This is a genomic window from Photobacterium sp. GB-50 (assembly GCF_003026755.1).
Taxonomy (GTDB): Bacteria; Pseudomonadota; Gammaproteobacteria; order Enterobacterales; family Vibrionaceae; genus Photobacterium.
The window spans coordinates 40,345-65,824 of the sequence record NZ_PYNX01000001.1 but is presented as its reverse complement, the minus strand read 5'-3'; the positions used below and the strand labels follow the sequence as shown (position 1 = coordinate 65,824).

Annotated in this window: 22 protein-coding genes and 1 pseudogene; 12 read left to right on the top strand and 11 right to left on the bottom strand. The window is 40.0% G+C overall.

Going from position 1 to position 25,480, the window contains the following annotated elements:
* The first annotated feature begins 5 nt into the window (after positions 1-5).
* The 6 genes from C9J41_RS00315 to C9J41_RS00290 all read left to right on the top strand — a co-directional run bounded on the left by C9J41_RS00315 (position 6) and on the right by C9J41_RS00290 (position 7,118).
* A complete protein-coding gene (locus C9J41_RS00315; protein WP_107205764.1) occupies positions 6-176 on the top strand; it encodes a periplasmic nitrate reductase, NapE protein in 171 nt (56 codons plus the stop codon).
* Between the two features lie 38 nt (positions 177-214).
* Positions 215-1,399, top strand: coding sequence for a pentaheme c-type cytochrome TorC (gene torC, locus C9J41_RS00310; RefSeq protein ID WP_107205765.1), 1,185 nt, complete (start codon positions 215-217; stop codon positions 1,397-1,399).
* Between the two features lie 72 nt (positions 1,400-1,471).
* Complete coding sequence (torA, locus tag C9J41_RS00305) at positions 1,472-3,952, top strand: trimethylamine-N-oxide reductase TorA (protein WP_107205766.1); 2,481 nt, start codon at positions 1,472-1,474, stop codon at positions 3,950-3,952.
* A gap of 133 nt (positions 3,953-4,085) precedes the next feature.
* Positions 4,086-4,538: a group II truncated hemoglobin gene (locus C9J41_RS00300; protein WP_107205767.1), complete on the top strand. Its 453-nt coding sequence runs from the start codon at positions 4,086-4,088 to the stop codon at positions 4,536-4,538.
* Positions 4,539-4,673: 135 nt separating this feature from the next.
* Positions 4,674-5,456 (top strand): TSUP family transporter, encoded by a 783-nt coding sequence (locus C9J41_RS00295; RefSeq protein WP_107205768.1) that lies wholly within the window; start codon positions 4,674-4,676, stop codon positions 5,454-5,456.
* 276 nt (positions 5,457-5,732) lie between these two features.
* On the top strand, positions 5,733-7,118 hold the full coding sequence (locus tag C9J41_RS00290; RefSeq protein WP_107294080.1) for a sensor domain-containing diguanylate cyclase: 1,386 nt from the start codon (positions 5,733-5,735) through the stop codon (positions 7,116-7,118).
* A gap of 27 nt (positions 7,119-7,145) precedes the next feature.
* On the opposite strand, the gene C9J41_RS00285 is transcribed toward C9J41_RS00290, so the two are convergent.
* On the bottom strand, positions 7,146-7,994 hold the full coding sequence (locus C9J41_RS00285; protein ID WP_107205770.1) for a LysR family transcriptional regulator: 849 nt from the start codon (positions 7,992-7,994) through the stop codon (positions 7,146-7,148).
* A gap of 450 nt (positions 7,995-8,444) precedes the next feature.
* On the opposite strand from C9J41_RS00285, the gene C9J41_RS00280 reads away from it, so the two are divergent.
* The 3 genes from C9J41_RS00280 to C9J41_RS00270 all read left to right on the top strand — a co-directional run bounded on the left by C9J41_RS00280 (position 8,445) and on the right by C9J41_RS00270 (position 12,817).
* Positions 8,445-9,032, top strand: coding sequence for a P-loop NTPase fold protein (locus tag C9J41_RS00280; protein ID WP_107294079.1), 588 nt, complete (start codon positions 8,445-8,447; stop codon positions 9,030-9,032).
* Positions 8,956-11,769 carry a P-loop NTPase fold protein gene (locus C9J41_RS00275; RefSeq protein WP_107294078.1) on the top strand — a complete coding sequence of 938 codons (2,814 nt, stop codon included), beginning with the start codon at positions 8,956-8,958 and terminating at the stop codon, positions 11,767-11,769. Before C9J41_RS00280 ends, C9J41_RS00275 begins: the two co-directional genes overlap by 77 nt.
* Before the next feature lie 418 nt (positions 11,770-12,187).
* Positions 12,188-12,817, top strand: coding sequence for a hypothetical protein (locus C9J41_RS00270; protein WP_107262077.1), 630 nt, complete (start codon positions 12,188-12,190; stop codon positions 12,815-12,817).
* 307 nt (positions 12,818-13,124) lie between these two features.
* Here C9J41_RS00270 and C9J41_RS00260 read toward each other — a convergent pair.
* Positions 13,125-13,660: pseudogene (locus tag C9J41_RS00260) on the bottom strand (peptidase T); the annotation flags it as partial.
* A 131-nt stretch (positions 13,661-13,791) separates the two neighbouring features.
* Here C9J41_RS00260 and C9J41_RS00255 point away from each other — a divergent pair.
* A complete protein-coding gene (locus C9J41_RS00255; protein ID WP_107260774.1) occupies positions 13,792-14,157 on the top strand; it encodes a hypothetical protein in 366 nt (121 codons plus the stop codon).
* 86 nt (positions 14,158-14,243) lie between these two features.
* Here the strand turns inward: C9J41_RS00255 and C9J41_RS00250 are convergent, their stop codons facing one another.
* The 9 genes from C9J41_RS00250 to C9J41_RS00210 all read right to left on the bottom strand — a co-directional run bounded on the left by C9J41_RS00250 (position 14,244) and on the right by C9J41_RS00210 (position 22,375).
* Complete coding sequence (locus C9J41_RS00250) at positions 14,244-14,741, bottom strand: hypothetical protein (RefSeq protein WP_107205774.1); 498 nt, start codon at positions 14,739-14,741, stop codon at positions 14,244-14,246.
* Positions 14,742-14,755: 14 nt separating this feature from the next.
* Complete coding sequence (locus C9J41_RS00245; protein ID WP_107260771.1) at positions 14,756-15,253, bottom strand: copper chaperone PCu(A)C; 498 nt, start codon at positions 15,251-15,253, stop codon at positions 14,756-14,758.
* Between the two features lie 17 nt (positions 15,254-15,270).
* Complete coding sequence (locus C9J41_RS00240; protein WP_107205776.1) at positions 15,271-15,891, bottom strand: SCO family protein; 621 nt, start codon at positions 15,889-15,891, stop codon at positions 15,271-15,273.
* Positions 15,891-16,808, bottom strand: a complete 918-nt coding sequence (gene cyoE / locus C9J41_RS00235; RefSeq protein WP_045082985.1) for a heme o synthase — start codon at positions 16,806-16,808, stop codon at positions 15,891-15,893. The genes C9J41_RS00240 and cyoE overlap by 1 nt, the downstream gene beginning before the upstream one ends.
* 12 nt (positions 16,809-16,820) lie before the next feature.
* The gene (gene cyoD, locus C9J41_RS00230) at positions 16,821-17,159 is read right to left on the bottom strand and encodes a cytochrome o ubiquinol oxidase subunit IV (RefSeq protein WP_005367198.1); all 339 of its coding nucleotides are present in this window, start codon (positions 17,157-17,159) and stop codon (positions 16,821-16,823) included.
* Complete coding sequence (cyoC, locus tag C9J41_RS00225; RefSeq protein WP_107205777.1) at positions 17,159-17,803, bottom strand: cytochrome o ubiquinol oxidase subunit III; 645 nt, start codon at positions 17,801-17,803, stop codon at positions 17,159-17,161. The genes cyoD and cyoC overlap by 1 nt, the downstream gene beginning before the upstream one ends.
* A 15-nt stretch (positions 17,804-17,818) precedes the next feature.
* The gene (cyoB, locus tag C9J41_RS00220; protein WP_199187009.1) at positions 17,819-19,870 is read right to left on the bottom strand and encodes a cytochrome o ubiquinol oxidase subunit I; all 2,052 of its coding nucleotides are present in this window, start codon (positions 19,868-19,870) and stop codon (positions 17,819-17,821) included.
* Between the two features lie 28 nt (positions 19,871-19,898).
* Positions 19,899-20,786 (bottom strand): ubiquinol oxidase subunit II, encoded by an 888-nt coding sequence (cyoA, locus tag C9J41_RS00215; RefSeq protein ID WP_107205779.1) that lies wholly within the window; start codon positions 20,784-20,786, stop codon positions 19,899-19,901.
* 1,085 nt (positions 20,787-21,871) lie between these two features.
* On the bottom strand, positions 21,872-22,375 hold the full coding sequence (locus C9J41_RS00210) for a MarR family winged helix-turn-helix transcriptional regulator (RefSeq protein ID WP_005367205.1): 504 nt from the start codon (positions 22,373-22,375) through the stop codon (positions 21,872-21,874).
* 310 nt (positions 22,376-22,685) lie between these two features.
* Here C9J41_RS00210 and C9J41_RS00205 point away from each other — a divergent pair, with 310 nt between their 5' ends.
* Both C9J41_RS00205 and C9J41_RS00200 read left to right on the top strand, forming a co-directional pair.
* On the top strand, positions 22,686-23,939 hold the full coding sequence (locus C9J41_RS00205) for an imelysin family protein (RefSeq protein WP_107205780.1): 1,254 nt from the start codon (positions 22,686-22,688) through the stop codon (positions 23,937-23,939).
* Between the two features lie 95 nt (positions 23,940-24,034).
* Positions 24,035-25,468, top strand: coding sequence for a di-heme oxidoredictase family protein (locus C9J41_RS00200; RefSeq protein WP_107205781.1), 1,434 nt, complete (start codon positions 24,035-24,037; stop codon positions 25,466-25,468).
* The last annotated feature ends 12 nt before the right edge of the window (positions 25,469-25,480 follow it).

The following is a 25,480-nucleotide window of genomic DNA, read 5'->3' as shown; positions in this document are numbered from 1 at the left end:
CAATAATGTTAAGTGAAGAAATGGATGATAAAGAGAGAGGCCGTTATGAATGGCGAACATTTCTCTTTATCATTGTTTTACTGTTTCCTATTTTATCTGTCATTTTTGTGGGCGGGTATGGTTTTTTTATTTGGGCGATGCAAGTGTTTTTCCTCGGGCCTCCGGGTCATGGTTAGGCACACGTCAATATTGAATAAAAAACGGTAGGTAAATAATGAAGTCGTCCTTAAAAAAAGCTTGGGTAACCCTGTGGCGCCCAGCAACAAAAATAAGCCTTGGCGTACTCGCATTAGGTGGTTTTATCGCGGGGGTTATATTTTGGGGGGGATTTAATACTGCCCTTGATATGACCAACACAGAAAAATTTTGTATCAGTTGTCATTCGATGAGAGACACCGTATATCCTGAATTAAAAGGCACCGTTCATTGGTCGAATAATTCAGGGGTTAGGGCAACCTGTCCTGATTGCCATGTTCCGCATAATTGGTCGGATAAAATCGCTCGAAAAATGCAGGCGAGTAAAGAAGTCTTTGGCGCCATTGTTGGCTCCATTGATACACCTGCAAAGTTTGAGGCAAAAAGGCTGGAATTAGCCCAACACGAATGGAAACGGTTTGCAGCGAACGGTTCGCTAGAATGTAAGAGTTGCCACAGTTATGCCAGCATGAAATGGGATGAAATGTCACCTCGGGCGCAGGCACAAATGAAACAAGCTGCGGTTAAAGATCAAAGTTGTATAGACTGCCACAAAGGTATAGCCCATCACTTACCAGCGGATATGGCCTCGTCTGGTGGGATTGTCTCTGAATTGACTGCGGCATCACATAGTACCGATTACTCAGACGGTGATACCTACTACAGCGTGCAATTTTTGCCTCTTTATGAAGATGAAGCCAAAACGAAAGACGGGGGTTCTTTAGAGCCTGCATCGGCAGTGAAAGTGTTGGCCATTAAAGACGACATGCTGCAAATTGAACTGAACGGTTGGCGAAAAGTAAAAGGTTTTGGTCGGGTGATTAATCAAGATTTCGGAATGAATATACCGACAGCCGCCTTAAGTAAAAATGCTGCGCAAAGTGCGGATATTGTAAAAGGTTTCGAGAAAAAAGAAGATGACGTCACAGGCCTAGAATGGCAACAAGTAACCGCAACATTATGGGTTGAGAAAAAGAACTTTGTTAGTGATGTCAGTACTATTTGGAGTGCCGCAAAATCGGCCTACAACACCAACTGTAGCGTATGTCATACCCAGCCAGCAGAAAACCATTTTGACGCAAATACTTGGCCTGGCATGTTTAACGGTATGCTTGCATTTGTGAATTTTGATACAGATAGCGAAGCTATTGTTTTGAAATATTTACAAAACCATTCGTCAGACTTTTCTAAAGCTGAACATTAATCAAACTAAAGGTTGCTAAACATACATTATGTTCAGCAGCCTTTTTACGTTTTAATCGTGAGGAATTTTTTTATGTCACTGAGTAGACGTAAATTTTTGCAAGGCTTAGCAACTACGAGTGCCGCTTCTGTTATTGGTCCTGGATTGCTGATGCAAGCGGCTAAAGCTGCTGAAGAAGTCACAAAATCAACAGAGCCGCCCGGTATTTGGAAAGTGACAGGTTCACACTGGGGAGCATTCAGAGCGCGTATTTATAACGGTCAAGTTGCAGAAATTAAACCCTTTGAATTAGATAAGCATCCAACTGATATGCTAAACGGGATTAAAGGGTTAATTTATAGTCCTTCAAGAATTCGTTATCCCATGGTGCGGTTAGACTGGCTTAAGAAAAACAAATACAGTGGTGAAACACGAGGTAACAATCGCTTTATTCGAGTAACGTGGGATGAAGCGTTAGATCTCTTCTACCAAGAATTACAACGTATCCAAAAAGATTATGGTCCTTGGGCACTGCATGCGGGGCAAACAGGCTGGCGTGAAACCGGACAGTTCCAAAGCTGTACCTCACACATGCAACGTGCGGTGGGGATGCATGGCAACTTTATTAAAAAAGTGGGGGACTATTCCACAGGGGCAGGACAAGTTATTTTGCCTTACGTGTTAGGTTCAACCGAGGTTTATGCCCAAGCCACCACATGGACAACCATTTTAAAAGATACCAAAACCTTAATTTGGTGGTCTAACGATCCGATCAAAAATAGCCAGATTGGTTGGCAGTGTGAAACGCACGGCTCTTATGGTTATTACGCCCAATTAAAAGACAAAGTCGCGAAGGGCGAGATCACCATGATATCCGTCGATCCTGTGGTGTCGAAAAGCCAAAAATATTTCGGTTGTGAACACCAATACGTGAACCCCCAAACCGATGTTCCTTTCATGTTAGGTATTGCCCATACCTTATACAAAGAGAACCTTTACGATAAACAATTTTTAGAAACGTATACCTTAGGGTTTAACGAATTTTTGCCGTACTTACTTGGTACTGGCAAAGATAAAATCGAGAAAACCCCAGAATGGGCAGAAAAAATTTGTGGTGTTAAAGCCGACGACATTCGTAAATTTGCTCGTCGATTAGTGAAAGATCGCACCATGATAATGTTTGGCTGGGCAGTACAGCGCCAGCAACATGGTGAACAGCCGTATTGGATGGGAGCCGTGTTGGCATCCATGCTTGGGCAAATAGGCTTACCCGGTGGTGGGGTGTCTTATTCTCATTTCTATAGTGGTGTTGGGCTGCCATTTAGTACCGCAGCAGGGCCAGGTGGTTTTCCACGAAATGTCGATGAAGGGCAAGTGCCAGTTTGGAATAACAATGATTTCAAAGGTTATAGTTCAGTTATTCCTGTTGCTCGTTGGATTGATTCGATTATGGAACCGGGGAAAAAGATCAAATTTAACGGCGGTAACGTCGTATTACCCGATATTAAAATGATGGTGTTTAGTGGCTGTAATCCATGGAATCACCATCAACAACGTAACCGAATGAAAGAAGCGTTTAGAAAGCTACAAACCGTCGTCAATATTGATTACACATGGACGCCAACGTGTCGTTTCTCTGATATCGTATTACCGGCATGTACGCAGTTTGAACGTAATGATCTCGACCAATACGGCACGTATTCTACCTCTGGTGTATTGGCGATGCATAAATTGATTGATCCCTTATACCAATCAAAAACAGATTTTCAGATCTTCACCGAACTTACCGAACGATTTGGGAAAAGTAAGCAATATACTCGCGGCATGACAGAAATGCAGTGGATACATCAGCTGTATAATGATTGTCGTGAGGCAAACAAAAATAGTAACCCAATGCCAGAATTTAACGAATTTTGGAAAAATGGCATCGTCGAATTTAAAACCGACCAAACCTACGTAAGCCACGAAGCGTTCAGAAAAGATCCTGAAATCAATTCACTGGGTACACCGTCAGGGTTCATTGAAATTTATAGTCGAAAAATAGCGCGCTATAACTATGAACATTGCCAAGGCCACCCAATGTGGTTTGAAAAAGAAGAGCGTTCACATGGTGGGCCGAAATCGAAGCAATTTCCATTCTGGCTGCAATCTTGCCATCCCAATAAACGTTTACACTCACAAATGTGTGATTCGGAAAAATACCGTAATACCTATGCAGTAAAAGATCATGAGCCCGTTTATATTAATCCCGATGATGCTAAGAAAAAAGGCATTAAAGACGGTGATATTGTTCGAGTCTTTAATGATCGCGGCCAATTATTAGCAGGGGCGGTATTATCGGAAGATTACCCAACAGGCGTAATAAGAATTTACGAAGGGGCATGGTTTGGGCCGTTGAATAACGACATTGGTGCGATTGATACTTATGGCGATCCTAATACCGTTACCATTGATATTCCAACCTCACAGTTAGCGCAAGCAACCAGTGCCAATACCGTTGTTGTTGATATTGAAAAATTCACTGGCGAAGTGCCACCTGTAACGTCATTCAGTGGGCCTATTTATGTGACTTAAGGCTTAATAACAGCAGCAGTAAATCAACCATTGCTGTGACATCAAGCAAACAATAAAGAGCCAGTAACAGGGCTCTTTATTTTTTTTAGATATAATAAAATAAACAAAAGCAGTAAAAGACAGTGAGTCGAGATTGGATAGTTCAGAATACCCAGAGCAAGATGAGTTTTCAGGCGTAAAGAAAGCCAAAGCACCCGTATATGGGGTGGGAGACAGCACCTTACAAGCTGCGGGAGGTGAGCAAGGTGTAAAACAATTAGTGGATGCCTTTTATCACTATATGGATACCTTGCCCGTTGCTGCTACAGTACGTGCTATGCATCACCCTGATTTAACGGAATCTAAAGCGAAACTCACCACATTTTTAGTCGGTTGGATGGGGGGGCCATCTCGTTACGCAGAAATGTATGGTTCGATCAATATACCGGGCGCACACCGTCATTTAGATATTGGTTTAGCAGAAAAAGACGCTTGGCTATTGTGTATGCAAAAAGCGTTAGACGACCAACCTTATGAAGAAACCTTCAAACGTTACATCATGGTACAGCTTTCCTTCCCCGCCGAAATGTGCCGTAACAGAAAGTAATCATTGAGCAATCATTTTCTATATCGGCAACCTATTCCAAGTTGGAATAGGTTGTCGTCTTGTTTTTCTCTATTGTATTTTTATTCATAACGTTAATATCACGATATTAAAGAATAACTTACAATGTGAGTTGCAATGGAATTAACGTTAGAGATCTTCGTACTACTGTTTTTTGTCGCAGGATTAGCCGGCTTTATTGATGCTATTGCTGGTGGCGGTGGGTTATTAACCGTTCCTGCCTTATTGTCGGTGGGTATTCCGCCAGCACAAGTACTTGCTACCAATAAATTACAAAGCTCATTTGGTAGCTTTTCAGCCTCACTGTATTTTGTCCGTAATGGATTAGTGAAACTTAAAGACATGCGCCTAGCTATAGCCTGTACCTTTACAGGCTCAGCGATTGGCGCGTTGTTGGTTCAACATATTGATGCAGGTACATTAACCAGTCTTATTCCTCTTTTATTAATATTTGTATCACTGTATTTTCTTTTTAGCCCTAATATCGGTAAACCGCAGGGCGATCCAAAACTATCAGAAGCGATGTTTGCTTTTGCTGTGGGTACATCCATAGGTTTTTATGATGGTTTTTTTGGCCCAGGAACCGGCTCTTTATTTACCATTTGTTTCGTTGCGATTGCCAAGTTTGGCTTAGTTGAGGCAACTGCAAGAACCAAAATATTAAACTTCACTTCTAATATCGCTGCGCTTATCTTTTTTATTATCGCGGGGCTACCTCTTTGGAAACTGGGTTTAATTATGGCAGCTGGTGGTTTTATTGGTGCGCGATTAGGAGCGCACATTGTGATTAATAAAGGACAAAAGTTTATTCGTCCAATGGTTATTATCATGTCGATGATTATGGCGATTAAGTTGCTTTGGGATCAACACCCACAATGGTTTCAATTTATTGGTTTCTAAAATTAGTAAATAAAATGCATGCCATACTATACATATATTTAGCGTGGCATATGTGCTACATAAAAGAAGAGATAAGAAAAATGATAGGAATAACAAATAAAAAAAGGCTAAATCATAATAATTAAATATTTTACTCTTTAAGATTCTAAATAAATCCTAGCGTTGTAAGAAATTGTTTTGTTTTTTGCACATAAGATATTAATTTCATTCGAAATGAAGTATATTTGTGCGATTAAGCGATTGATATTTCAACTCTAATGCTGGCAGCGATTCATTATGGATAACAAATTTAAAGTGAGAATAACGCATTCTAGCTTTGCTATATTATTTTCTTTATTATTACTGTTAATTGTTATCGAGTTGTTCTTTTTTAATAACAAAAAGAAACATGATTTATTAATCAACAAAGATACTGCAAATATCAGTCAGACCATTACAACCAAAATTAATGAACAAATTAATAGTATGGTTGTTAGTCTTAAAGCATTAAGTTATTCATTAAATATTCAAAATAGTAAAAATACGAAAGGATTTGATGTAATAGCTAAAAAAGTAATGGCTGATAACGATGTTATTTCAGAACTTCAATATGCGCCTTTAGGGATTATTACCGACATTTATCCTAACCAGACAAAAAATACCGCGATAGGGCACGATCTTAACCATATTAAAGAGCGCAAAAAAGGCGTATTACTTTCCATTGAAAACCGAAGTGTGAGCCTAATTGGTCCCGTTAAGCTTATTCAAAACGGCAAACTGGCGTTTATTCTACGCTTACCCTTATTTAATGAAAAAAAAGAGTTTACAGGGTTTGTAAATGCGATCAGTTACCTTGATACATTTCGAGAAAAACTCGCGCTAAATAATAGCTATTATAAAATCCTTGGCTTTAACCCAGATGGCCATCGATTAACTATTTTTAATAACATAGAAAAGAGTTGCAAAAAAACCGATAGCTCTTTTACCGTTAAAGTGCCGAATGGTGAGTGGTTGTTCGTTATTCAAAACCAACAAAAAAACTACCAAGACAACAGTCTCTATTTAAGGTGCTTGCTTTACTTTCTCTCTTGCTTGATCTGCATTTATGTCTATAAGCGCGAGATGTACCTGAAACGGAGCCAGAACTCTATCCTTGATATGAATATGATGCTGCAAAAAGCGTCATATACCGATGAGTTAACACATCTACCCAATAGGCGCTTGTTAAATGAAAAACTAGACGCTATTGCAACATTAACCAACAACCAAACCTACAGTATTGCGATATTCGATATCGATAACTTTAAACAGGTTAATGATACTTATGGGCATGATGTTGGTGATGATGTACTGGTTGCGTTTGCCAACATTTGTTTATCGAACTTACGTTCCACCGATATCATTGCGCGTTGGGGCGGTGAAGAGTTTGTGTTGTTAATGGAAAATACCGACAGTCATCATGGCCAAGAAATTTGTACGCGGATTCTTCACACCTTGTCACAGCATCGTATTACCTCTGGTGATACTCACTTTTCAGTGACATCGTCTGTCGGGTTATGTGAATTCACCTCCCCAGATTTTACAATAACCAGTGTGATGAAGTGTATTGATGAAGCGCTATATGCATCTAAAAAAACGGGTAAAAACAAAGTCACGCTAGGGCAGTTAAGCGCGAATAAATAGCGTTTTTACTCGCGAGATAGCGATCAGTTATATTGTTTTTGGGATCACAACATCAGTGATAGTCTTAACCAGTTTTTTGACCCTAGGTAGCTTGTAACTATTTTGACGATAAATCAGATTAATAGGGCGGGTTAAGCCAGATAACGCTTCAAAATCAAAACAGAACCTATCTTCAATCTGTAGTGTGTTAACAATCGACAGGGGCACAAGTGCTGGCGCCATACCTGCCAAGGCTAACTGTGCTGCGGCAGTGTAAGAATCCATCTCCATTAATGGTGCAATCCCGACTTTTTGCAATATTGCTGCTTGAGAATAATTGGCTGGGTTTTTTAAATCATTCACCACTAACGCTTTCGGTAATGCCGTTAAGGGTTGGTTAAATACCACCTTAAAAGGCTCATCGATTAAATGCTCGGCAATAAAACTATAGTTTGCAGGTAGATGTCCCGCACAAAAGCCAATTGAAGCCTTACCAGATTGCACGTTTTCGACAATCACAGGGGTATGGTGAGTGGTAATGGAAATGTATTTATCGTGCTGAAAATATTGCCCCATCGCTTGTGATAAATAACCCGCGACTAAGGTTTCAGAGCAATCAATTGTAATAATGCTTTGATCGTCTAAATTCTGATGTTCAAAAATCAGCCCTCGAATTTCATTAAAACTTGGCCCTACATTGTTAATCAGCGCATGGGCGTCAGGGGTTAGCTTAATTAATCGCCCCGCAGGAATGATCAGCTTAGTTCCTAATGTCGCCTCTAACTTGGCAATCCGTTTGCTCACTGCGGATTGGCTGATATACAAACGGCTACCCGTACGGCTCATGGTGCCTTCTTCCGCTAACACTAATAAGGTTTCAATACCTTCGAGTAACATAGTTCATTCCATTGATGAAAGAGAGGAATTAATCATACGTGATTATAGGAGAGGAGGCGAGGTGCTTACTCGATGGTGCTAATTTACATCTCTAACTCATAATTGCCACATTTCTACTTATGGTTTATCCAATTTGATAGCTTTTTATTCAAATGACTTTTACCAAGCAAAAAAGTGTTACTGGTGTCATTAAATCCCATATAAATAAACAGTATTATTGCCTGACTTTTCGGACATTAGGCGGTATCAATATAAAATAATGTTTCCCTGCTACCGCATGATGAAATTATTCAATTCAGGTGATGGAATCAAATTAACAATCGTTTGTAATATGAAGTACTACGCATTATTACAATCCAAATCTGATAGAACTTTTTAAAGTAGCAGAATTTTTGACACGTATGATATGAATATCGAATACCTCAGTATGATGAAGGAATTTATGTATTAATGATTAACACCAGAAAGTACCAGAATGAGAAGCCCGTTGATGCAGACTTATTTGAAGGGCAAGGACACAAGCAAGTAGCTCAAGCGATTGCCAGTGTTCTGTTATCTGATAGTAGTCAGCACATTATCGGTATTGAAGGCAATTTGGGGTCAGGAAAAAGTACTGTTATAAGTATATTGCAACAGGAGATTGTGGAGAAAGGCTACCATGTAGTTACATTTGATGCTGACCAATATCACAGTACACTCAAGCCAGCTCTTATACAGAACATTGAAACCGAGCTTAAGGCTCTAATAGGAACAAAAGAGAAATATAAGCTTGATAAGCTTGGAAGCGCTGTTGATACCGCTCTTGGTAAACGTCTTGAGTATACGAAAGACACTACCAGTCATATATCTTTTTCGGCAATTATATTTGCTTTTTCGTTAGGTGTGTCTGCTCTACAGGTAAAGCCTTCACTTAAGTTCTTGGCTGAACTTGCTGACGGTTTACCTAACTTAGATAAGCTGAGTGGCTGGCTGGCTGTCTATCGCTTTATTCGTATCGCCTTTATTAGTATATATTGTCTTAAGAGCCGTCGGGTGTAAAACTCGTTTAGGTGATCTGGTTAAAAGGAATAGCACTGATACTATCAGTGAGACTATTGATGTAAATAGAGAAGTAGGAGCTATTGAGCTTAAAGAGGCTTTTGAGACGTTTTCAAATCTCATACCTAAAGAAAAAACGTTGCTGTTGGTCGTTGACAATATTGACCGCGTATCACCCGATATAGCTCGAGAACTATGGAGTGATATAGAAATTTTAACGTCACTATGCAGCGAGAGATTTCGTATTTTACTTCCATATTCCGAAGAACATTTAGCAAAGGCTCTTGAGAAGAGTGCTGTTGATGAAAGTCAATCTGGTAAGGAATTTATAAGTAAGCGTATTCCTGTTCCTTTCTCGGCTCCTCCAGTTGTTACTACTGGTTGGCGAAACCAGTTTGAGGCGTATTGGAATGAGACTCTTCCCGATATAACAGGACAAGAAGGCGTTAAAGACCTAATCGAAATCTGGGTGCAAAAAATCACTCCTCGATATTTAAAAAGTATAGTTAACCGTATAGGAGCTAAGATAGATAGTTGCCCTGAATCTAATGAGCTACTGAGTGGTGTTTCATGCGCTGCTTATCTTATGATAGTAAAGGACTACAAATTATCGGTAAATCAATTTCTAAGTGAGCCTAAAAGTGGCAAAGATATCGATGCAATTCCATCTGATATTGAGCGAAAGCTTAAAGCTACTCACAAGCTACTGCTTAAATACGGTGGAAGCAAAGATGAGTGGGCTAAGCAAGTAGCGGCACTGCACTTTCAAACATCATTTACGATTGCACAAAGTGAGTTGATCGCTGAACCAATTAGGACAGCATTAAAAACTTACGACGCTGATATGTTGGTGGAGCTTAGTTCGCTGCTCGGGTTTGATGTGCTATTCAGACAACAATTAGCAATTACAAATACAAGTGATTTGGTAAAAATTACAGACTATTTAGTTCAGGTGGATAATGGCTTAGAGGTTGCTGAAAAATACCTAAATGATATTAATCACGAGATTAAGTACTCAACAATTGAAGACTACGATTTTGATGAAGATTTAATAGATAGCTACCGAAACCTAAAGGACAATAACGTCAACATAGACTACAAAATAATAAAGGAACACCAAAAGAAAATTACAAATTCCATTAACGAAATTTGGAAGGTGATGAAATCGTTAAATTCGGCTTCAGACATAGAGACAGCTCAATATAAGTGGGAAGACCTTGAACAAGCTATTAAACAATGCTACTCATTCTCTTTAGTTACAGGTAAAACTCCTCATTTTATAAACAAGCCAAACCATTCTTTTATAGTTAACGCTCTTTTCCCTATCAAGGAGAAAATTGAACAATGGGATGTACTCAATCTTTTACAATCATTGGCTACAAGTGACCTCGTAATTGCCGCATCCAAACGTCAGAAAATACTAGAGAGTAAAAACACCATCTTTCCAGCGTTACTTGAGAAAATGCGTATTGGTGAACTTTCTAAATTGAGCGATGAAGAACTTTTAGCCGATATTAACATAAACTCGGCTGAAGTGGATGTTCTTACTACAATGCTGCCTTTTACCAGTCAGTGGAACGAATCTCAGAACAAGGCTTGTTCTCAACAACTGGTTAACGGACTTGAGAGTCATAGAGGCTTAGACTCTTTAGATGATGATACATTAAATGCTTACACTGCTTTATGTGCTGCATCTTTAGTCAATGAACATAATCCGACAGAAAATTTAACTGTTAGGAATCACCATGGTCAAAACCATTCTCATCAGGTTGCTGGATGGTTATCAAATAAACTAAATGAACAACCTGATTTTTCTCAATACCTAACAAACTATCTAAGTTTCTGTACGTTTGAAAAAGTTTTAACCTGGTGTAAGAACAGCACGGTAGGTAGCTATTTACTACCTCACCTAGAGGAGCTTATTAAGAATCATCGTATTCATAGAATAAATATCAGCGCTCTACTAGCTAATGATTATATTTATTTAAAAGATAACTGCGCAAATTTAACACCAAAAGAAATTTTTAATTGGATGGAAAGTTGGTCTACTAGAGATAAAGAGCCTTTAGATTGGAACCTAACGGTGGTGAAAGATATTATCCAGTGTGAATCAATGGGCTTCCTTTCTGTACTTACTGAATATTTTGATAACCCAAGTATTACTAAAGAGGAATGGTTGGAAAGAATCAAAGTTGATCATCTAGTCTTCAAAGAAATAGCTTATTACCTCCATAGTAAAAAGTGTATTTTGGAGTATCAAAAACCTCTTCAACAAGCTCTGAAAGAGCTGTATGAAAACCATCACAATTACAATTTAGAACTAGTAAAAGTTTTGACTCATCTAATAGATGAAAATCAGCGAAATGGTATACGAATAAGTTTGATATCTGCTTTCTTTAAGACTAATACGTCTCTTGATAATAGATATCGAATCATCCGATACTTTGGTGAGCTAATTAGCATCCCTACTATCAATGATAGTGGATTAGAAATGGAAGCTATAGCGTTGCTAGATGACGCGATTAATAAAGAGCACCAAGACGAAAAAGAATGGTTACTAAGGCAACCTCTAGACGGAACTGGATGGAATATATCTGAATGGTCACTAGATAACTTGAAAGCACTTTATAGTGTCTTGAATGATGACCCTGAAACTAAGAATGATAAGCTAACAAAAGCTGTTACTGAGAGACTTAATGAACACGAAGATAATAATAAGACTGATAGTGCAGCATAGTAACTTAAGCCAATAAGCAATTAATACTATTAAGGGTGATGTTGAAAGTTCGAATATAACGTCACCCTTACTTTTTCTAATACTGGATAAGCCGAAATAGAGCAAACTGCTATACAGTTTCTGTCCAGAAGCGTTCTAGCACGCTTATGCCTCAAAACGTAGATCAGATACTCATTCATATAGTATTAACGATATTTGGGATTAGTTCTAATAATTGGCCTAATGCCTCTAGGTGATTAGTGAACAGTTGGCTGGTCTTTTCTTCAAATGGTTCTCTTGACGTTAGAAAGTGTTCATAATGTCATGATTTTCTGATCAAAATATTTGTATGGTTGCTTAAATTTTTAGTCACCAAGTAGTGTAAGTATAATTTCTTATTAATATACTGTTAGAACTATTCACAGATACAGAGAGAGTAATGAAAATTCGACTGTCAAAAATAATAGAGATCTTTACCTTTTTGGGACTGATTATTGGCTTAGTTTTCCAATATCAAGAGATCGCAGATTCGAAAGAAGAGATTACTAAGTTAGATAAAATCGTTTCCGATATTCAAAATAATACTAATAAGTTACACGAGCAAGAAATAGCACGTATTGAAGCAATCACAGAGCAAGTGAAAAATTCGTCGGAAATGTATCAAACACTAATGAGCATAGACATCAGTAACAAAAAGGCTATTTATAACAACTTTGAAGATTTGTTATTGAGCTTGCAGCTTAGCAATGAAGCCTACATAGCATCAAATTCAGAGTGGTTATCTCATGCCAATAACTTACAAGTTGCTCTAATACAGCAGATGTATATCTTTCAGGAGTGGCAGAAAGAAATCAATGAAACCTCCGATATTTACAGTGGGGTGATGTCTAAGCAGTCATCAAACCACAATATTGATAAAAATACTGCTAAGTTAATGGAAGCTACCAATGAGGATTTATTACGTAATTTATCGGTAATAAATGGTCGTTATTCAGAACTAATCAAACCGTATATCGAAAAATTGAATAAGCAAAGAAATTTGGTACTTAAAATTCTATCACAGACATAGTGCTAATAAACTGTTTAAGATTGATCCGCAACGCATGGCATTTTTACTGTGTTGTGTTGTGTTGTGTTGTGTTGTGTTGTGTTGTGTTGTGTTTTAGGTAGCATGCGGCAGCAAAGGTATTGCGTTGCTAATACTTAGCAGGGCGTTACACCTACTTTTTCTAATACCTACCAGTCTAAATAAAGCAATCTGCTAACACATTTCTGTCCAAAAATTAGCTAACTCAAGCTTTAATAAAAAACGATCATTTGATCGGTTTTTTTATTAATCAGAGTCTACTAGACAGCGTAACAATAAGTTGATTAGCTTATTTACTGTATCGCTCGCAGGTGATTTTGATTATCTCGGTTACAAAAGAACTGGCCGCTTGTAGCGACTTTACTGGCAGATATTCATAAATAGAGTGAAAGTTATGTGCCCCAGTGAAAAGGTTAGGGTAAGGTAAGCCTTTTTGTGACAGCACCGCGCCATCATAGCCGCCTCGCCTTGGGATCGCGTTCATCTCTATGTTATTGCGTGTGTAAGCTTCTTTGGCAATATCGATAGGGAATCTCGCTTCACCTTCTAGGCTATTTGCGACATTCTCGTATCGGTTACCTAATTGAATCGAGATGGTAGATTCACCCCACAATGTTTCCAGCTATCAGCAAGGTTTTGTAAAAATGCCATGCGATCGCGATAGCCCTGTTGGCTGAAATCACGAATATCAAGCTTCAGTACTGTTTTAGCACTGTTGCCTGTCATTTCTTTTACCCAGTAATAACCTTCGCGCCCTTCGGTATATTGTGGTGCTTCACCTGCTGGCAACATGCTGATGAATTGATGTGCCATTAATAATGAATTTAGATATTCATCGAATAACATTGTGTATCTCGTTTCATAGCAAGGTATTACGTTGCGAGTAAAAAAAGACCTATATAGTATTTTCACCATTATTTGATCGGATGATTAGCTGACAACTTTAGGAGTTTTACATGTCAGAGATGCAAGAAGAGGTAGTGGTTAATCCAACCATGACAGCAAAAGATGAAGCCGCAAAAACAAACGCATTAATTGCCTATGGCTTAATGATTCTTGGTTTGTTTACAGGGGTTTTCTGGTTCGTTGGTGCAATTTGGGCAATGGTGAAAAAGGGTGATGCGCAAGGGACTATTTTTGCTGATCACTACAGCAATATCACAACAACGTTCTGGTGGGGGTTAGGCTTATCGATTATTTGCGGCATACTAACATTAGTTGTTGTTGGTTATTTATTGCTTTTTGCTGTGTGGATTTGGTCTATCTTCCGCGTGGTGAAAGGTTTAGCGAAACTGACTTCAAACAAAGGCTATAACGGCTAACGTTTATGCTTTGTAGCGTGACGAAAAAAAATGCCCTGTACTTGAATAATCAAGAAACAGGGCATTGATATTGATTATGGCTGTAGTTAGTTACTAATCACTTGTCGTGTTGTTACTAAGCAAAAGTTTGAGAATTGCTCGGTAAGAAACGCTTGTTTGCCTTTGATTTTTTTGCTCTTTAGCACATAGGTATGTTCATTCAGTTTCCCTTCGAAATCCCATTTGCTAAAAGCTTCATGGCGAGCGTCTGCACAAGACGTTTGCAAAATATAACTTTCAGTGACTGAAGTGTCACATCCACCTTCGATATTTTTCACACCATGAAAAGTCACATGGCTTTGACGATCACGATAGGTGGTTACCGCCAGTGCATTGAAAAGGTGCACATCATCAGACTTACTCACGTAAGGCAGCATTCGATGAGGATTATCTTTTAACGAGACTGTTGCCAAATCCCTTAGCTCAGAAGAGCAGGGGATAGCTTGGCTCTCAAGAATACTGTCCATTGATGTTTTCGCTTGAGCGATATTAAACAAGCTGGGTAACGCGAGCAGCGAACCTAGCACACAAGCAAATAACTTCATATTTATACTCCGAATCAATACTTGGTCATCGGCATAACAGTGAGTTGCACGTCAAACTTTTCACCGTTGTCAGCAACTAAAGTCACTTTGATTTCTTGGCCTGGCTTTAAAGCTTCTTTAACACCCATAAACATTAGGTGGTAATCTTTTGGCTTTAGCTCAATAGAACCATTTGCAGGGATCTCAAGAGCATCAACTTTACGCATCGCCATCTGACTATCACGCATAAACATACGATGGAACTCTGTGTGTTTTGCGATAGATGAGTTTGCCTCTACAAGGCGGATAGGCTCATCGGTATCGTTGGTGATCTTCATATAACCTGCGCTAACCTTTACCCCTGGAATAGTGGCTTTAGCACGAGCATTTTCAATCGTAAGGACGTCATTAACGTTTTGTACTTGATGGTATGTCTTCGTGTCAGCCACTGCAGTGTCATGGGCACTGTGGTCGTGTGCAGAAGCTTGGAATGCAACCAGTGCCAACGCGATCGATAATACGGTCTTTTTCATTATTTTCCCTATAAATTTTAGTTTTTAGCAAGCGCGTTGCTATGTGCACGGTCAATACCAGCAGCTAGTTCAATAGGTGTCGTTGTATGGCTCATTGCATCAACCAGCTTTCCTTCTGGGTTTATAATATAGAAACGAGAAGCGTGGTCTACGGTGTAGCTAAGTTCAGAAGACGCCATATCAACTAAATCAAAGTAAACACCATACTGTTCTGTTAAAGCGTCTATTTCTTCTTTTGTTCCTGTTAGCCCTTTAATGCGTTTATCAAAATACTTAGCAAACTTGTCAAGAGAATCAAGATCATCACGACCTGGATCGACACTGATAAAGATACCTTGTACGTTGGCATATTCTTCAGGTGGCAACATAGAAAAAGCTGTCGACATCACGCCCATAGAAGAAGGGCAGACTTCAGCACAGTTTAGGAATCCAAAGTAGAGAACGACAGTTTGTCCTTTAAATTGACCAAGGCTGACGGTGCCATCACGGCTATTTAGTTGAAATTCACCGCCAAGATCTTTCAGTGCTTTCTGTCTATCTCCAATCGGGGTTGTACTGTTAGTTATGTAAAGCGCGAAAATGCCAGCGAGGGCAAGTGCTCCAAGAAGGAGCACAATTTTTACAGGGTTTTTCGTCATTAACTTCGCTCCAGCAGAGTAGAAACTACTGTATTACTAGCTTGATAATTTTCTGATAGGTCTCCCGCTGAAAAGTCGAGAGAAATAAGTAAACAAAACACCATGATGTTAGCGATTGAGCAAAGTAACATCTGTTTGCCCCATTGCGCATCTGGCACTTTTTGGTAGCCCACTTTGGCAATATATAACCAGTGAAGACTGACTAAACCGACACCCAGTGCATACCAGCTACCCGCATAACCTAGGTAGTTAAGTGCTAAAGCAGCAACAGCAAAGGCAATAATGTAAGCGATGATGTGTAAACGAGCACGTGCGATACCCACTTCTACAGGTAGAACGGGAATAGATGCTGCTTTGTAATCATCAAATCGGTAAATGGCAATGGCATAAGAATGCGGAAGTTGCCAGATACAGAAAGTAATGAATAAGATTGCAGCGCCTGCATCAAAGTGACCTGTTACTGCGCAATAACCGATAACCGGAGGACATGCGCCTGAAAGTCCGCCTATCAATGTGCCGTAAACGGATTTACGCTTGTAATAAAGGCTATATAAACCGACATAAACAACGAACCCGAGCACACCAAATTGCAATGCAACCGTTGTTGTAAATTGACTTAGTATATAAAAGCCAGATAAACCTAATACCGTAGCCCAGATAAGCGCATGAGATACAGGTATAACATTTTTAACGAGCTCTCGTTCACAGGTGCGTTTCATTAAGCGATCGATATCTTTATCGATCACGTTGTTGAAAACACAGCCAGACGCAACGATTAGGCTAGTACCCATACAAACAGCAAGCAGTAATAGCCAATCGATATTGCCTTGAGAAGCGAGAAGCACACCACCGATGGCGGCAACTAAGTTGCCGCCGATAATACCGGGTTTGGTGATTTTTAGATAAGGTCTATACATCCTGTAACCCTATTAGTGACCCATCAGCATGTTGTGATTTAGGTGTTCCATAATCCACAACGAACCGATGAGGATAATTGCGACAATTACCACAACAAAAACAGCGGAGGAGGTATTCCACATCTGCTTTGATGAGGTGTTCATATGTAAAAAGTAAACAAGTTGAACAAAAATTTGCGCGACGGCGAAAACCATGATTACGCCGATAATGAGCGGCTTAGAACCGATTCCAGCCATCACCATAACAAAAGGTACTACAGTTAGAATGATGGATAGAATCAAGCCATTTAAATACTCTTTTACACTACCGTGAGCCTGTCCACCTTGGCCGTGCTCAGATGAATTAGCCATTACAATACCCCCATCAAGTAAACAACGCTGAATACACAGATCCAAATAACATCTAGGAAGTGCCAGAATAAGCTCAGGCAAGCTAGACGCGTCTTATTATCTTCAGAAAAACCATCACGCTTGAAGTGGACGAATAGAACAATCATCCAAATCAGGCCAGCAAATACGTGAAGGCCGTGCGTTGCAACAAGTGCATAAAAAGATGACCAGTATGCACTGCTGTGGAAAGTGGCACCTTCATTACTGAAATGCCAGAACTCATAAAGCTCCATTACTAAGAAAGACAGACCGAGCGCAAAGGTAATGCCCAACCACTTGAGCATACCTTTCATGTCTTCTTTGTTCGCCTTAAGCATTGCCATGCCAAAAGTGAAACTACTTAGAAGAAGTAGGGCAGTTTCACCAGCAACGAAAGTTAAGTTGAACAGTTCAGTTGGCTCAATTTGTCCAGCAAAGCTGTTTGAGAAAACGGCAAACACTGCGAAAAGCGTACCGAATAATAAACAGTCACTAAGGATATAAATCCAGAAACCAAAGACTGTATCGCCTGCGTAATCATGATGGTCATGATCGTCGTGATCATGACCGCCATGTGACTGAGCAGCGACGTTTGGTTCAAATGTATGTTTAACTTCTGTAGTCATAATTGCTGTCAGTCCCTATGCCGTAACAGGTTTTAGGTCAGACGAATCATCTTCATCCTGATCTTCGTCTTTGTTTTCTTCGCTTGTCGAACCTTGTTCGCCATAAACACGTGCTAGATGTGCACGCTCAATTGCTTCAACTTCAGCAACTTCAACGTAGTAGTCTTTGTTGCGCTCAAAGCTGTATGCAATCCATGACGCCAAAATACCAACACCGCTAGCGATTACCATCCACCAGATGTGCCATACAAAAGCAAAACCGAGTGTTAATGCAAATGCGCTGATCACAACACCTGCCCAAGTATTCTTCGGCATATGAATGCGCTTGTAACGTTCAGGCGCTTTGTACGCTAAACCGTTCTCTTTTGCATAGTGGTGCTCATCACGGTCGTGAATTTTAGGGAGAACTGCGAAGTTGTAGAACGCTGGTGGCGAAGAGGTTGCCCACTCAAGCGTACGTCCATCCCATGGGTCACCAGTAAGATCAAGGTTTTGCTTACGGTCACGAATACTTACGTAAACTTGGTAGAACTGAGTCGCAATAGCCGATGCAATGATGAATACACCAAATGCAGAGATCCAAAGTAGTGGTGCCCATTCAGGATTATCAGCAACATTTAGACGACGTGTCATACCGCTGAAACCTAGAACGTAAATTGGCATGAAGGTTACAAAGAAACCGATAGTCCAAAGAAGACAAGAAAGCTTGCCTAGTTTTTCGTCTAGCTTGAAACCCGTTGCTTTCGGGAACCAGTAAGTGAAACCTGCAAAGTAACCGAATAGCGCACCACCGATAATTACGTTATGGAAGTGAGCGATAACGAACAAGCTGTTGTGCAGTACGAAGTTCGCTGCTGGAACTGCAAGCATTACACCTGTCATACCACCAATTGTGAAGGTAATCAGGAATGCAATTGTCCACCACATGCTCGCTGAAAACTCAACGCGACCTTTGTACATGGTAAATAGCCAGTTGAATATCTTAACCCCGGTTGGAATAGAGATAATCATCGTAGCAATACCGAAGAAGGCGTTAACACTTGCCCCTGCACCCATGGTGAAGAAGTGGTGTAGCCATACCACGAATGACAGAATCATGATAACGGCTGTTGCCCACACAAGTGAGACATAGCCGAATAGACGCTTACGTGAGAATGTCGCTGTGATTTCTGAGAAGATACCAAAAGCAGGTAAAATCAGAATGTATACTTCAGGGTGACCCCATGCCCAGATAAGGTTAACGTACATCATTACGTTACCGCCCATATCTGTGGTGAAGAAATGGGTGCCAATGTAACGGTCAAGTGTTAGTAGCGTTAACGTTACTGTCAGAATTGGGAAAGCCAAAACAATCAGTGCGTTCGCACATAGCGATGTCCATGTAAACACAGGCATTTGCATCAGTTTCATACCTGGTGCACGCATGCGAATAATGGTTACAACGAAGTTAACACCGGTCAGTAGGGTACCGATACCAGAGATCTGTAGCGCCCAAAGCCAGTAGTCGACACCTACCCAAGGACTGTATTCCATACCAGATAATGGTGGGTAAGCAAGCCAACCTGTTGCAGCGAATTCACCGATAAACAGAGACATGTTAATCAGAATTGCACCAACAACAAATAGCCAGAAGCTCAAAGAGTTCAAGAATGGGAAGGCTACGTCACGTGCACCAATTTGAAGTGGAACGATGATGTTCATCAGGCCAACCACGAATGGCATGGCAACGAAGAAAATCATGATTACACCATGGGCACTAAAGACTTGGTCGTAGTGCTCTGGAGGTAAATAACCCGTTCCATTGATGGTTGCCGCTGCTTGCTGGGTTCGCATCATGAAGGCGTCAGCAAAACCACGGAAAAGCATCACTGCCGCAACAATGATGTACATGATACCGATTTTCTTATGGTCGACGGAAGTAAACCACTGTTCCCATAAATACTTCCACTTACCGTAGTAAGTGATTGCAGCCACAAGTGCTAGTCCACCCAAAAGAGCGCCTAGCATAACAGGTAATATGACTGGGTCTGTAAATGGAATTACATCCCAATTTAGTTTGCCGAAGATAGGATCCGGATCGGCGTAGACATCGCCTTTATAAGCCATTTTGGACTCCCGCGTGTTTTTCAATGATATCTTTGAATCGAAGAGGATCGACAGAAGCAAAATAAGTCACAGGGTGAGCTGTTTTAATTTGCTCTTTAGCATTGGCTGTCAGTACGTCGTAACTACTGTCGTTCAATACTTTGTCGGATGTTTTTACTTTTTGAACCCATTGGTCAAAGTCGGCATTGTCTACAGCGTGTGCTTTGAACTTCATGTTGGTAAAACCAAAGCCGCTATAGTTCGCAGAAATGCCACGATAAACGCCTTCTTCTTCTGCCATTAGGTGAAGTCTATTTTCCATCCCAGCCATCGCGTACACCTGGCTACCAAGTTGTGGGATGAAGAATGAATTCATCGTGGTATCAGATGTAACTAAGAATCTCACTGGGCGGTTTACAGGAAGCGCGATTTCATTAACCGTTGCTATTTGCTGTTCAGGGTAGATAAACAGCCATTTCCAGTTCATTGCAACAACTTGGATAGTCAACGGTTTTTCTTCAGACGCAATCTCTTTACGCGGGTCGAGAGAATATGAGGTTTGATAAGTGATCCAACCTAGCGCAAGAATGATTAAACAAGGAACGGCCCACACAATCACTTCGATTTTTGTGGAGTGCTCCCAATTTGGTTTGTATTCCGCATCTTTATTACTGTGACGGTATTTATAAGGGAAATACACGGACATCAGCAAAACAGGGACTATAATTATCGCCATCAAAAGTACTGATGTAATGATCAGTGTAGACTGGGCTTGGCCAATCGAACCTTTTGAATCGAATAGAACCATGTTACTGCTAGTAAATAGAAACGTTAAAAGTGCTACTGATAATATTGCAAGGATCGTTATCCCAACTTTCCTGCTACGTGTTATCTTCATTTTTCCTCCCTGACCTTGTACTACTTTCATTTAATCCAGTAATGAAAATCAGAAGACTGCTTTAAAAGAATTGTCAAATATTTATTATTGATTTGTAATTATTTAACGTGTAAACAAAATTTAGAAATTTGTTATGCGTTATAGATATTAACCGTGTCTGATTTCCTTCTTTTGTTCATAAGGTTTATGACTGCAATTTAATGGCAAAAGAAAGCAATGTAAAACACATGTTGTATTTTGTTGCAAAATGATGATGTTCGTTGCAAATTTTCACTGATTTCGTACAAAAAAACAATGGTGTTGTGTTCAAATTTTAATGAATGTGTACATACATAGCTTAATGATTCGAGTGACTAATATAGGGACTTTTATGTAACTTAAGAATTTTGCTTGCATTCTCTTTGGTTATGATTTTCTTAATATTTTATGTTTTAAAGTACGATATGGATCATTTTTGTGAGTCACTTTGTTCCTGATGTTTTTATGATTTTCTAACCCAAAACGCTTGGGTGATTGAGATCTCATTTTTTTTATTGCTAATTTAAGTTTTGTTACCAAATCGAAACATTAAAGATGGGGGTTAGTTTGTTTTAACTTTCTATGTTTTTTTCTTGATTATTGGCTGATTGCACTCTTTAGCTTTAGATAGGTTAGGACTGTCAATGACGATAGAATTGAGAACGAATGTTGAATCCAGCAAAATTTATCGATATTCAGAAATGAGTAAAAGGCGTGAATCATGGGTATCAGTTAAGACACACCAACATCGATTGAACCGCAATCAATGATTAGAATGAATCAAGAGACACTTTATATGGCGGGTGTTCTGATGTTGTTGCTGGAGTACAGATACCCTCCTAGAAATGAAGGATCGGTATGTTTCGCTAGTGGTGGTTTATGAGCTAAACAGAGAAAATTTAGCGAGTGATTATGCCGCTTTCATGGTTCGGATCTATCAAGCTAACCTGATAGTATAGATGGACGGTGGACGTTTCCAAACACTGTAAAAACATCCAAGTAAGAGAAAGTAAAAAACCGATCAGTTGATCGGTTTTTATATTTTAAATCAATATGATATCTGCGAGTTATTCTTCTAATTCGCTTTTGGTTTTTTCTTGCTGAGTAATGCTACCTACTTCAAGTAGAGGAGCGACATCAAGGTGCTCGGCATTCATCATGGTTGAAATACGCTGTACTGATGACAGTAACAGTGATTGTTCCCAATCGTCCAATTCTTGGTATTGAGAAATAAAGCTATCTTGTAACGGCAATGGCGCTTTTTCAAGTAGCGCTAAGCCATCTTCGGTAAGGTGAGCATGCACTTTTCGCTTGTCTAATTGGCTACGCTGACGTACCACTAAACCGCGTTTTTCTAGTCGATCAAGGATGGTCGTAGCCGTTGCTTGGCTCATATTAGTATTATTAGAAAGCTGACGAATAGTTACTTCTTCACCTGATGCTTTAATCGCTCGCATCAAAACTAATTGAGGCCCTGTCAATCCTGCGTTTTTGTTCAATTTTCTTGAATGCAGATCGATAGCGCGAATAATTTGTCGAAGAGCAATCAGTACTTCTTCGTGCTTGTCCATGTAAATCTCCAAATCTTACAGCGGCATATTACGTGTTGAGATTTATCACTGCGGTAATAAATCTCAATGTTGCAATATGTATGATTACGCTAGCTATAGCAAAGATTATACGTGAAAAACATCGAGATAATCGTTATATCTGTTCGAGTTATGGTTTTTTTAAAAAATTAAATGCAAATTATTATCATTAAATGCGGCTGATGTGTTTCAAAATGTTACCAATCTGATATTATTGTAAATAATAACAATTATCAATTAGATTTCTATTCTTGATTTTATTAAGAAACGCTCTAACAAGGAAGGCGCTTTAATGAACAAAACATTGACTCACACTCTGATTGCAGCAGCGATTTTTACGTTGCCTACCGTGACACTAGCGGCAACCAAGCAAGAGGTGGTGACGCATTATGCTGATCTTGCACACAGTGTTTATAGTGATGCATTAACGACCGCAAAAGATTTAGATAAAGCGATTGCTGCTCTTGTTGCTAATCCTTCTGAAAAAACACTTTCAGCAGCACGTACCGCATGGAAAGCTTCTCGCGTTCCTTACCAACAATCTGAAGTATTCCGTTTTGGCAACGGTATTGTTGATGATTGGGAAGGACAATTAAATGCATGGCCGTTAGATGAAGGTTTAATTGACTACGTAGCGAATGATTACCAACACGAGCTTGGTAATGAAGGTGCAAAAGCGAATATCGTAGCAAGCAAAACCCTGAATGTGGGTAATAAAGAGATTGATGTTACTAAGATCACGCCTGAATTGATTGCTGGGTTAAATGAATTAGGCGGTTCTGAAGCAAATGTGGCTTCTGGTTATCACGCGATTGAGTTCTTATTATGGGGACAAGATCTTAACGGTACTAAGAGTGGCGCTGGCGATCGTAAATTTACAGATTTTGTAAAAGGCGAAGCGTGTACTAACGGTAACTGTGATCGCCGTGCTGATTATTTAACGGCTTCTTCTCAACTGTTGATTAACGATCTGCAATGGATGGAAAAGCAGTGGTCAGCAACAGATGCGAAGAACTACCGTAGTGAACTACTAGCAGAATCAGCAGATAACGGTTTGCGTAAAATGCTATTTGGTATGGGCTCTCTTTCATTAGGTGAGCTTGCTGGTGAGCGTATGAAGGTGGCATTAGAAGCCAATTCAACGGAAGACGAGCACGATTGTTTTTCAGATAACACCCATAACTCGCATTACTACAATGAGCAAGGTATCTATAACGTTTACACGGGTACTTACACCCGTACTAATGGTGAAGTGTTAACAGGTCCAAGTATTAATGACCTAGTGGCAGCGAAAGATAAGAAAGCCGCGGCTGAAATTAAAGCTGAATTTGATAAAACTCGCGCTCAACTCCAAACACTGGTTGATTCAGCTGAAAAAGATAACCAACACTTTGATCAACTTATTGCTACAGATAATAAAGCCGGCCATGCGTTGGTGAATAAATCTATTATGGCGTTAGTGCAGCAAACGGCTGAAATTGAAAAAGCGGCAAGTATTATTGGGGTAAGTAACCTAAATCCTGATACAGCAGATCATCAGTTCTAAACGACTTACTGCTCAACAAAAATATAAAGAATAAGTCGCCAGCAGTTAGGGCGACTTTATTCGTATTTTAATAATAAGAATCTATGAGTGTGAGTATGAAGTATTTAGCAACGATATTGATGTCGTTAGGGTTACTGCCTGTTATCGCGTCGGCAGAATCATCTCTTCCTGATACAAAACCAAAGTATACCCAAGAGCAACTGGCAAAAATTAAATCTGGCGGTGATACCACCACGCCAAAAACAGGTGCCAATGCCTTTTCTTTACCTTCAAGTAATTTGCCAATGTCTAAGCGATTAGATTTCAGTGTTGGTAACAGTTTTTTTCGTAATCCTTGGGTACAAGCCCCTGCAACAACCGATGCCCGTGATGGTTTAGGGCCGTTATTTAATACCAACGGTTGTCAGAATTGCCACATTAAGGATGGGCGCGGTCATCCACCTGAAAAAGGCGATATTAATGCTGTCTCTATGCTGGTGCGTTTAAGTATTCCAGCACTAACAGATGCCCAGAAAAAACAGTTGATTAAAACTGGCACAATTCCAGAGCCGACTTATGGCGGCCAATTACAAGATTTTGCCTTGCCTGAAGCTAAACCAGAAGGGCAAATAGCATTAACCTACACTGATGTACCTGTGACGTTTTCTGACGGTGAGGTGATAACCCTACGTAAGCCTAATTTAACTATTACGGATCTCAATTATGGCCCAATGGTGGAAGATGTAATGTTATCTGCACGTATTGCGCCACCAATGATCGGATTGGGTTTGTTGGAGCATATCCCAGAGGCGACATTGAAGTCTTTTGTTACTGCACAAGCCGATGAAGGCAGAGGCGTAAGCGGAAAATTAAACCAAGTGTGGGATGTGCAAGCGAATAAAACGGTGATTGGACGCTTTGGTTGGAAAGCGGGGCAACCCACTTTAATGCAACAAAATGCTGCTGCGTTTAATGGTGATTTAGGCTTAACCAGTGCGTTATTTGAACAAGAAAACTGTAGCGATAAACAGTCAATTTGCCAAGAACTGCCTAATGGCGGAAAACATGAAGTCACAGACAAAGTGCTCAAGTTTGTTGAATTTTATTCGCAGCATTTAGCGGTACCTGCGCGTCGAAATATTACTGATCCTCAAGTTATGAAAGGCGAAAAGTTGTTTGCTGATATTGGCTGTGAAAGTTGTCACCGCACGAATATTAAAACGGCTACTGTCCCTGATCTTCCAGCGTTATCTGAACAAACTATCAACCCTTACACCGATTTATTGCTACACGATATGGGTGAAGGGTTAGCAGATAATCGTCCGGAGTTTTTAGCGAATGGGCAAGAATGGCGAACACCGCCGTTATGGGGATTAGGTTATACCGAGGAAGTGAACGGACACACTAACTTTTTACATGATGGGCGTGCTAGAACAGTTATGGAAGCGGTGTTATGGCATGGCGGTGAAGCACAAATGAGCCGCGATAAAGTGTTGCAACTGCCGTTATCTGATCGCCAAGCATTAGTCGCGTTTTTAAATTCACTGTAAAAGGAGCGGTAT

Excerpts from the sequence above, each read along its gene's own strand:
- torA (WP_107205766.1), top strand. The coding sequence starts at position 1,472 with ATGTCACTGAGTAGACGTAAATTTTTGCAAGGCTTAGCAACTACGAGT.
- cyoD (WP_005367198.1), bottom strand. The coding sequence starts at position 17,159 with ATGGCTAATTCATCTGAGCACGGCCAAGGTGGACAGGCTCACGGTAGT.
- C9J41_RS00245 (WP_107260771.1), bottom strand. The coding sequence starts at position 15,253 with ATGAAAAAGACCGTATTATCGATCGCGTTGGCACTGGTTGCATTCCAA.
- C9J41_RS00270 (WP_107262077.1), top strand. The coding sequence starts at position 12,188 with ATGAAAATTCGACTGTCAAAAATAATAGAGATCTTTACCTTTTTGGGA.
- C9J41_RS00210 (WP_005367205.1), bottom strand. The coding sequence starts at position 22,375 with ATGGACAAGCACGAAGAAGTACTGATTGCTCTTCGACAAATTATTCGC.
- torC (WP_107205765.1), top strand. The coding sequence starts at position 215 with ATGAAGTCGTCCTTAAAAAAAGCTTGGGTAACCCTGTGGCGCCCAGCA.
- C9J41_RS00290 (WP_107294080.1), top strand. The coding sequence starts at position 5,733 with ATGGATAACAAATTTAAAGTGAGAATAACGCATTCTAGCTTTGCTATA.
- C9J41_RS00295 (WP_107205768.1), top strand. The coding sequence starts at position 4,674 with ATGGAATTAACGTTAGAGATCTTCGTACTACTGTTTTTTGTCGCAGGA.
- C9J41_RS00285 (WP_107205770.1), bottom strand. The coding sequence starts at position 7,994 with ATGTTACTCGAAGGTATTGAAACCTTATTAGTGTTAGCGGAAGAAGGC.
- C9J41_RS00315 (WP_107205764.1), top strand. The coding sequence starts at position 6 with ATGTTAAGTGAAGAAATGGATGATAAAGAGAGAGGCCGTTATGAATGG.
- cyoA (WP_107205779.1), bottom strand. The coding sequence starts at position 20,786 with ATGAAGATAACACGTAGCAGGAAAGTTGGGATAACGATCCTTGCAATA.
- cyoE (WP_045082985.1), bottom strand. The coding sequence starts at position 16,808 with ATGTATAGACCTTATCTAAAAATCACCAAACCCGGTATTATCGGCGGC.
- C9J41_RS00250 (WP_107205774.1), bottom strand. The coding sequence starts at position 14,741 with ATGAAGTTATTTGCTTGTGTGCTAGGTTCGCTGCTCGCGTTACCCAGC.
- C9J41_RS00255 (WP_107260774.1), top strand. The coding sequence starts at position 13,792 with ATGTCAGAGATGCAAGAAGAGGTAGTGGTTAATCCAACCATGACAGCA.
- C9J41_RS00205 (WP_107205780.1), top strand. The coding sequence starts at position 22,686 with ATGAACAAAACATTGACTCACACTCTGATTGCAGCAGCGATTTTTACG.
- C9J41_RS00280 (WP_107294079.1), top strand. The coding sequence starts at position 8,445 with ATGATTAACACCAGAAAGTACCAGAATGAGAAGCCCGTTGATGCAGAC.
- C9J41_RS00200 (WP_107205781.1), top strand. The coding sequence starts at position 24,035 with ATGAAGTATTTAGCAACGATATTGATGTCGTTAGGGTTACTGCCTGTT.
- C9J41_RS00240 (WP_107205776.1), bottom strand. The coding sequence starts at position 15,891 with ATGACGAAAAACCCTGTAAAAATTGTGCTCCTTCTTGGAGCACTTGCC.
- cyoC (WP_107205777.1), bottom strand. The coding sequence starts at position 17,803 with ATGACTACAGAAGTTAAACATACATTTGAACCAAACGTCGCTGCTCAG.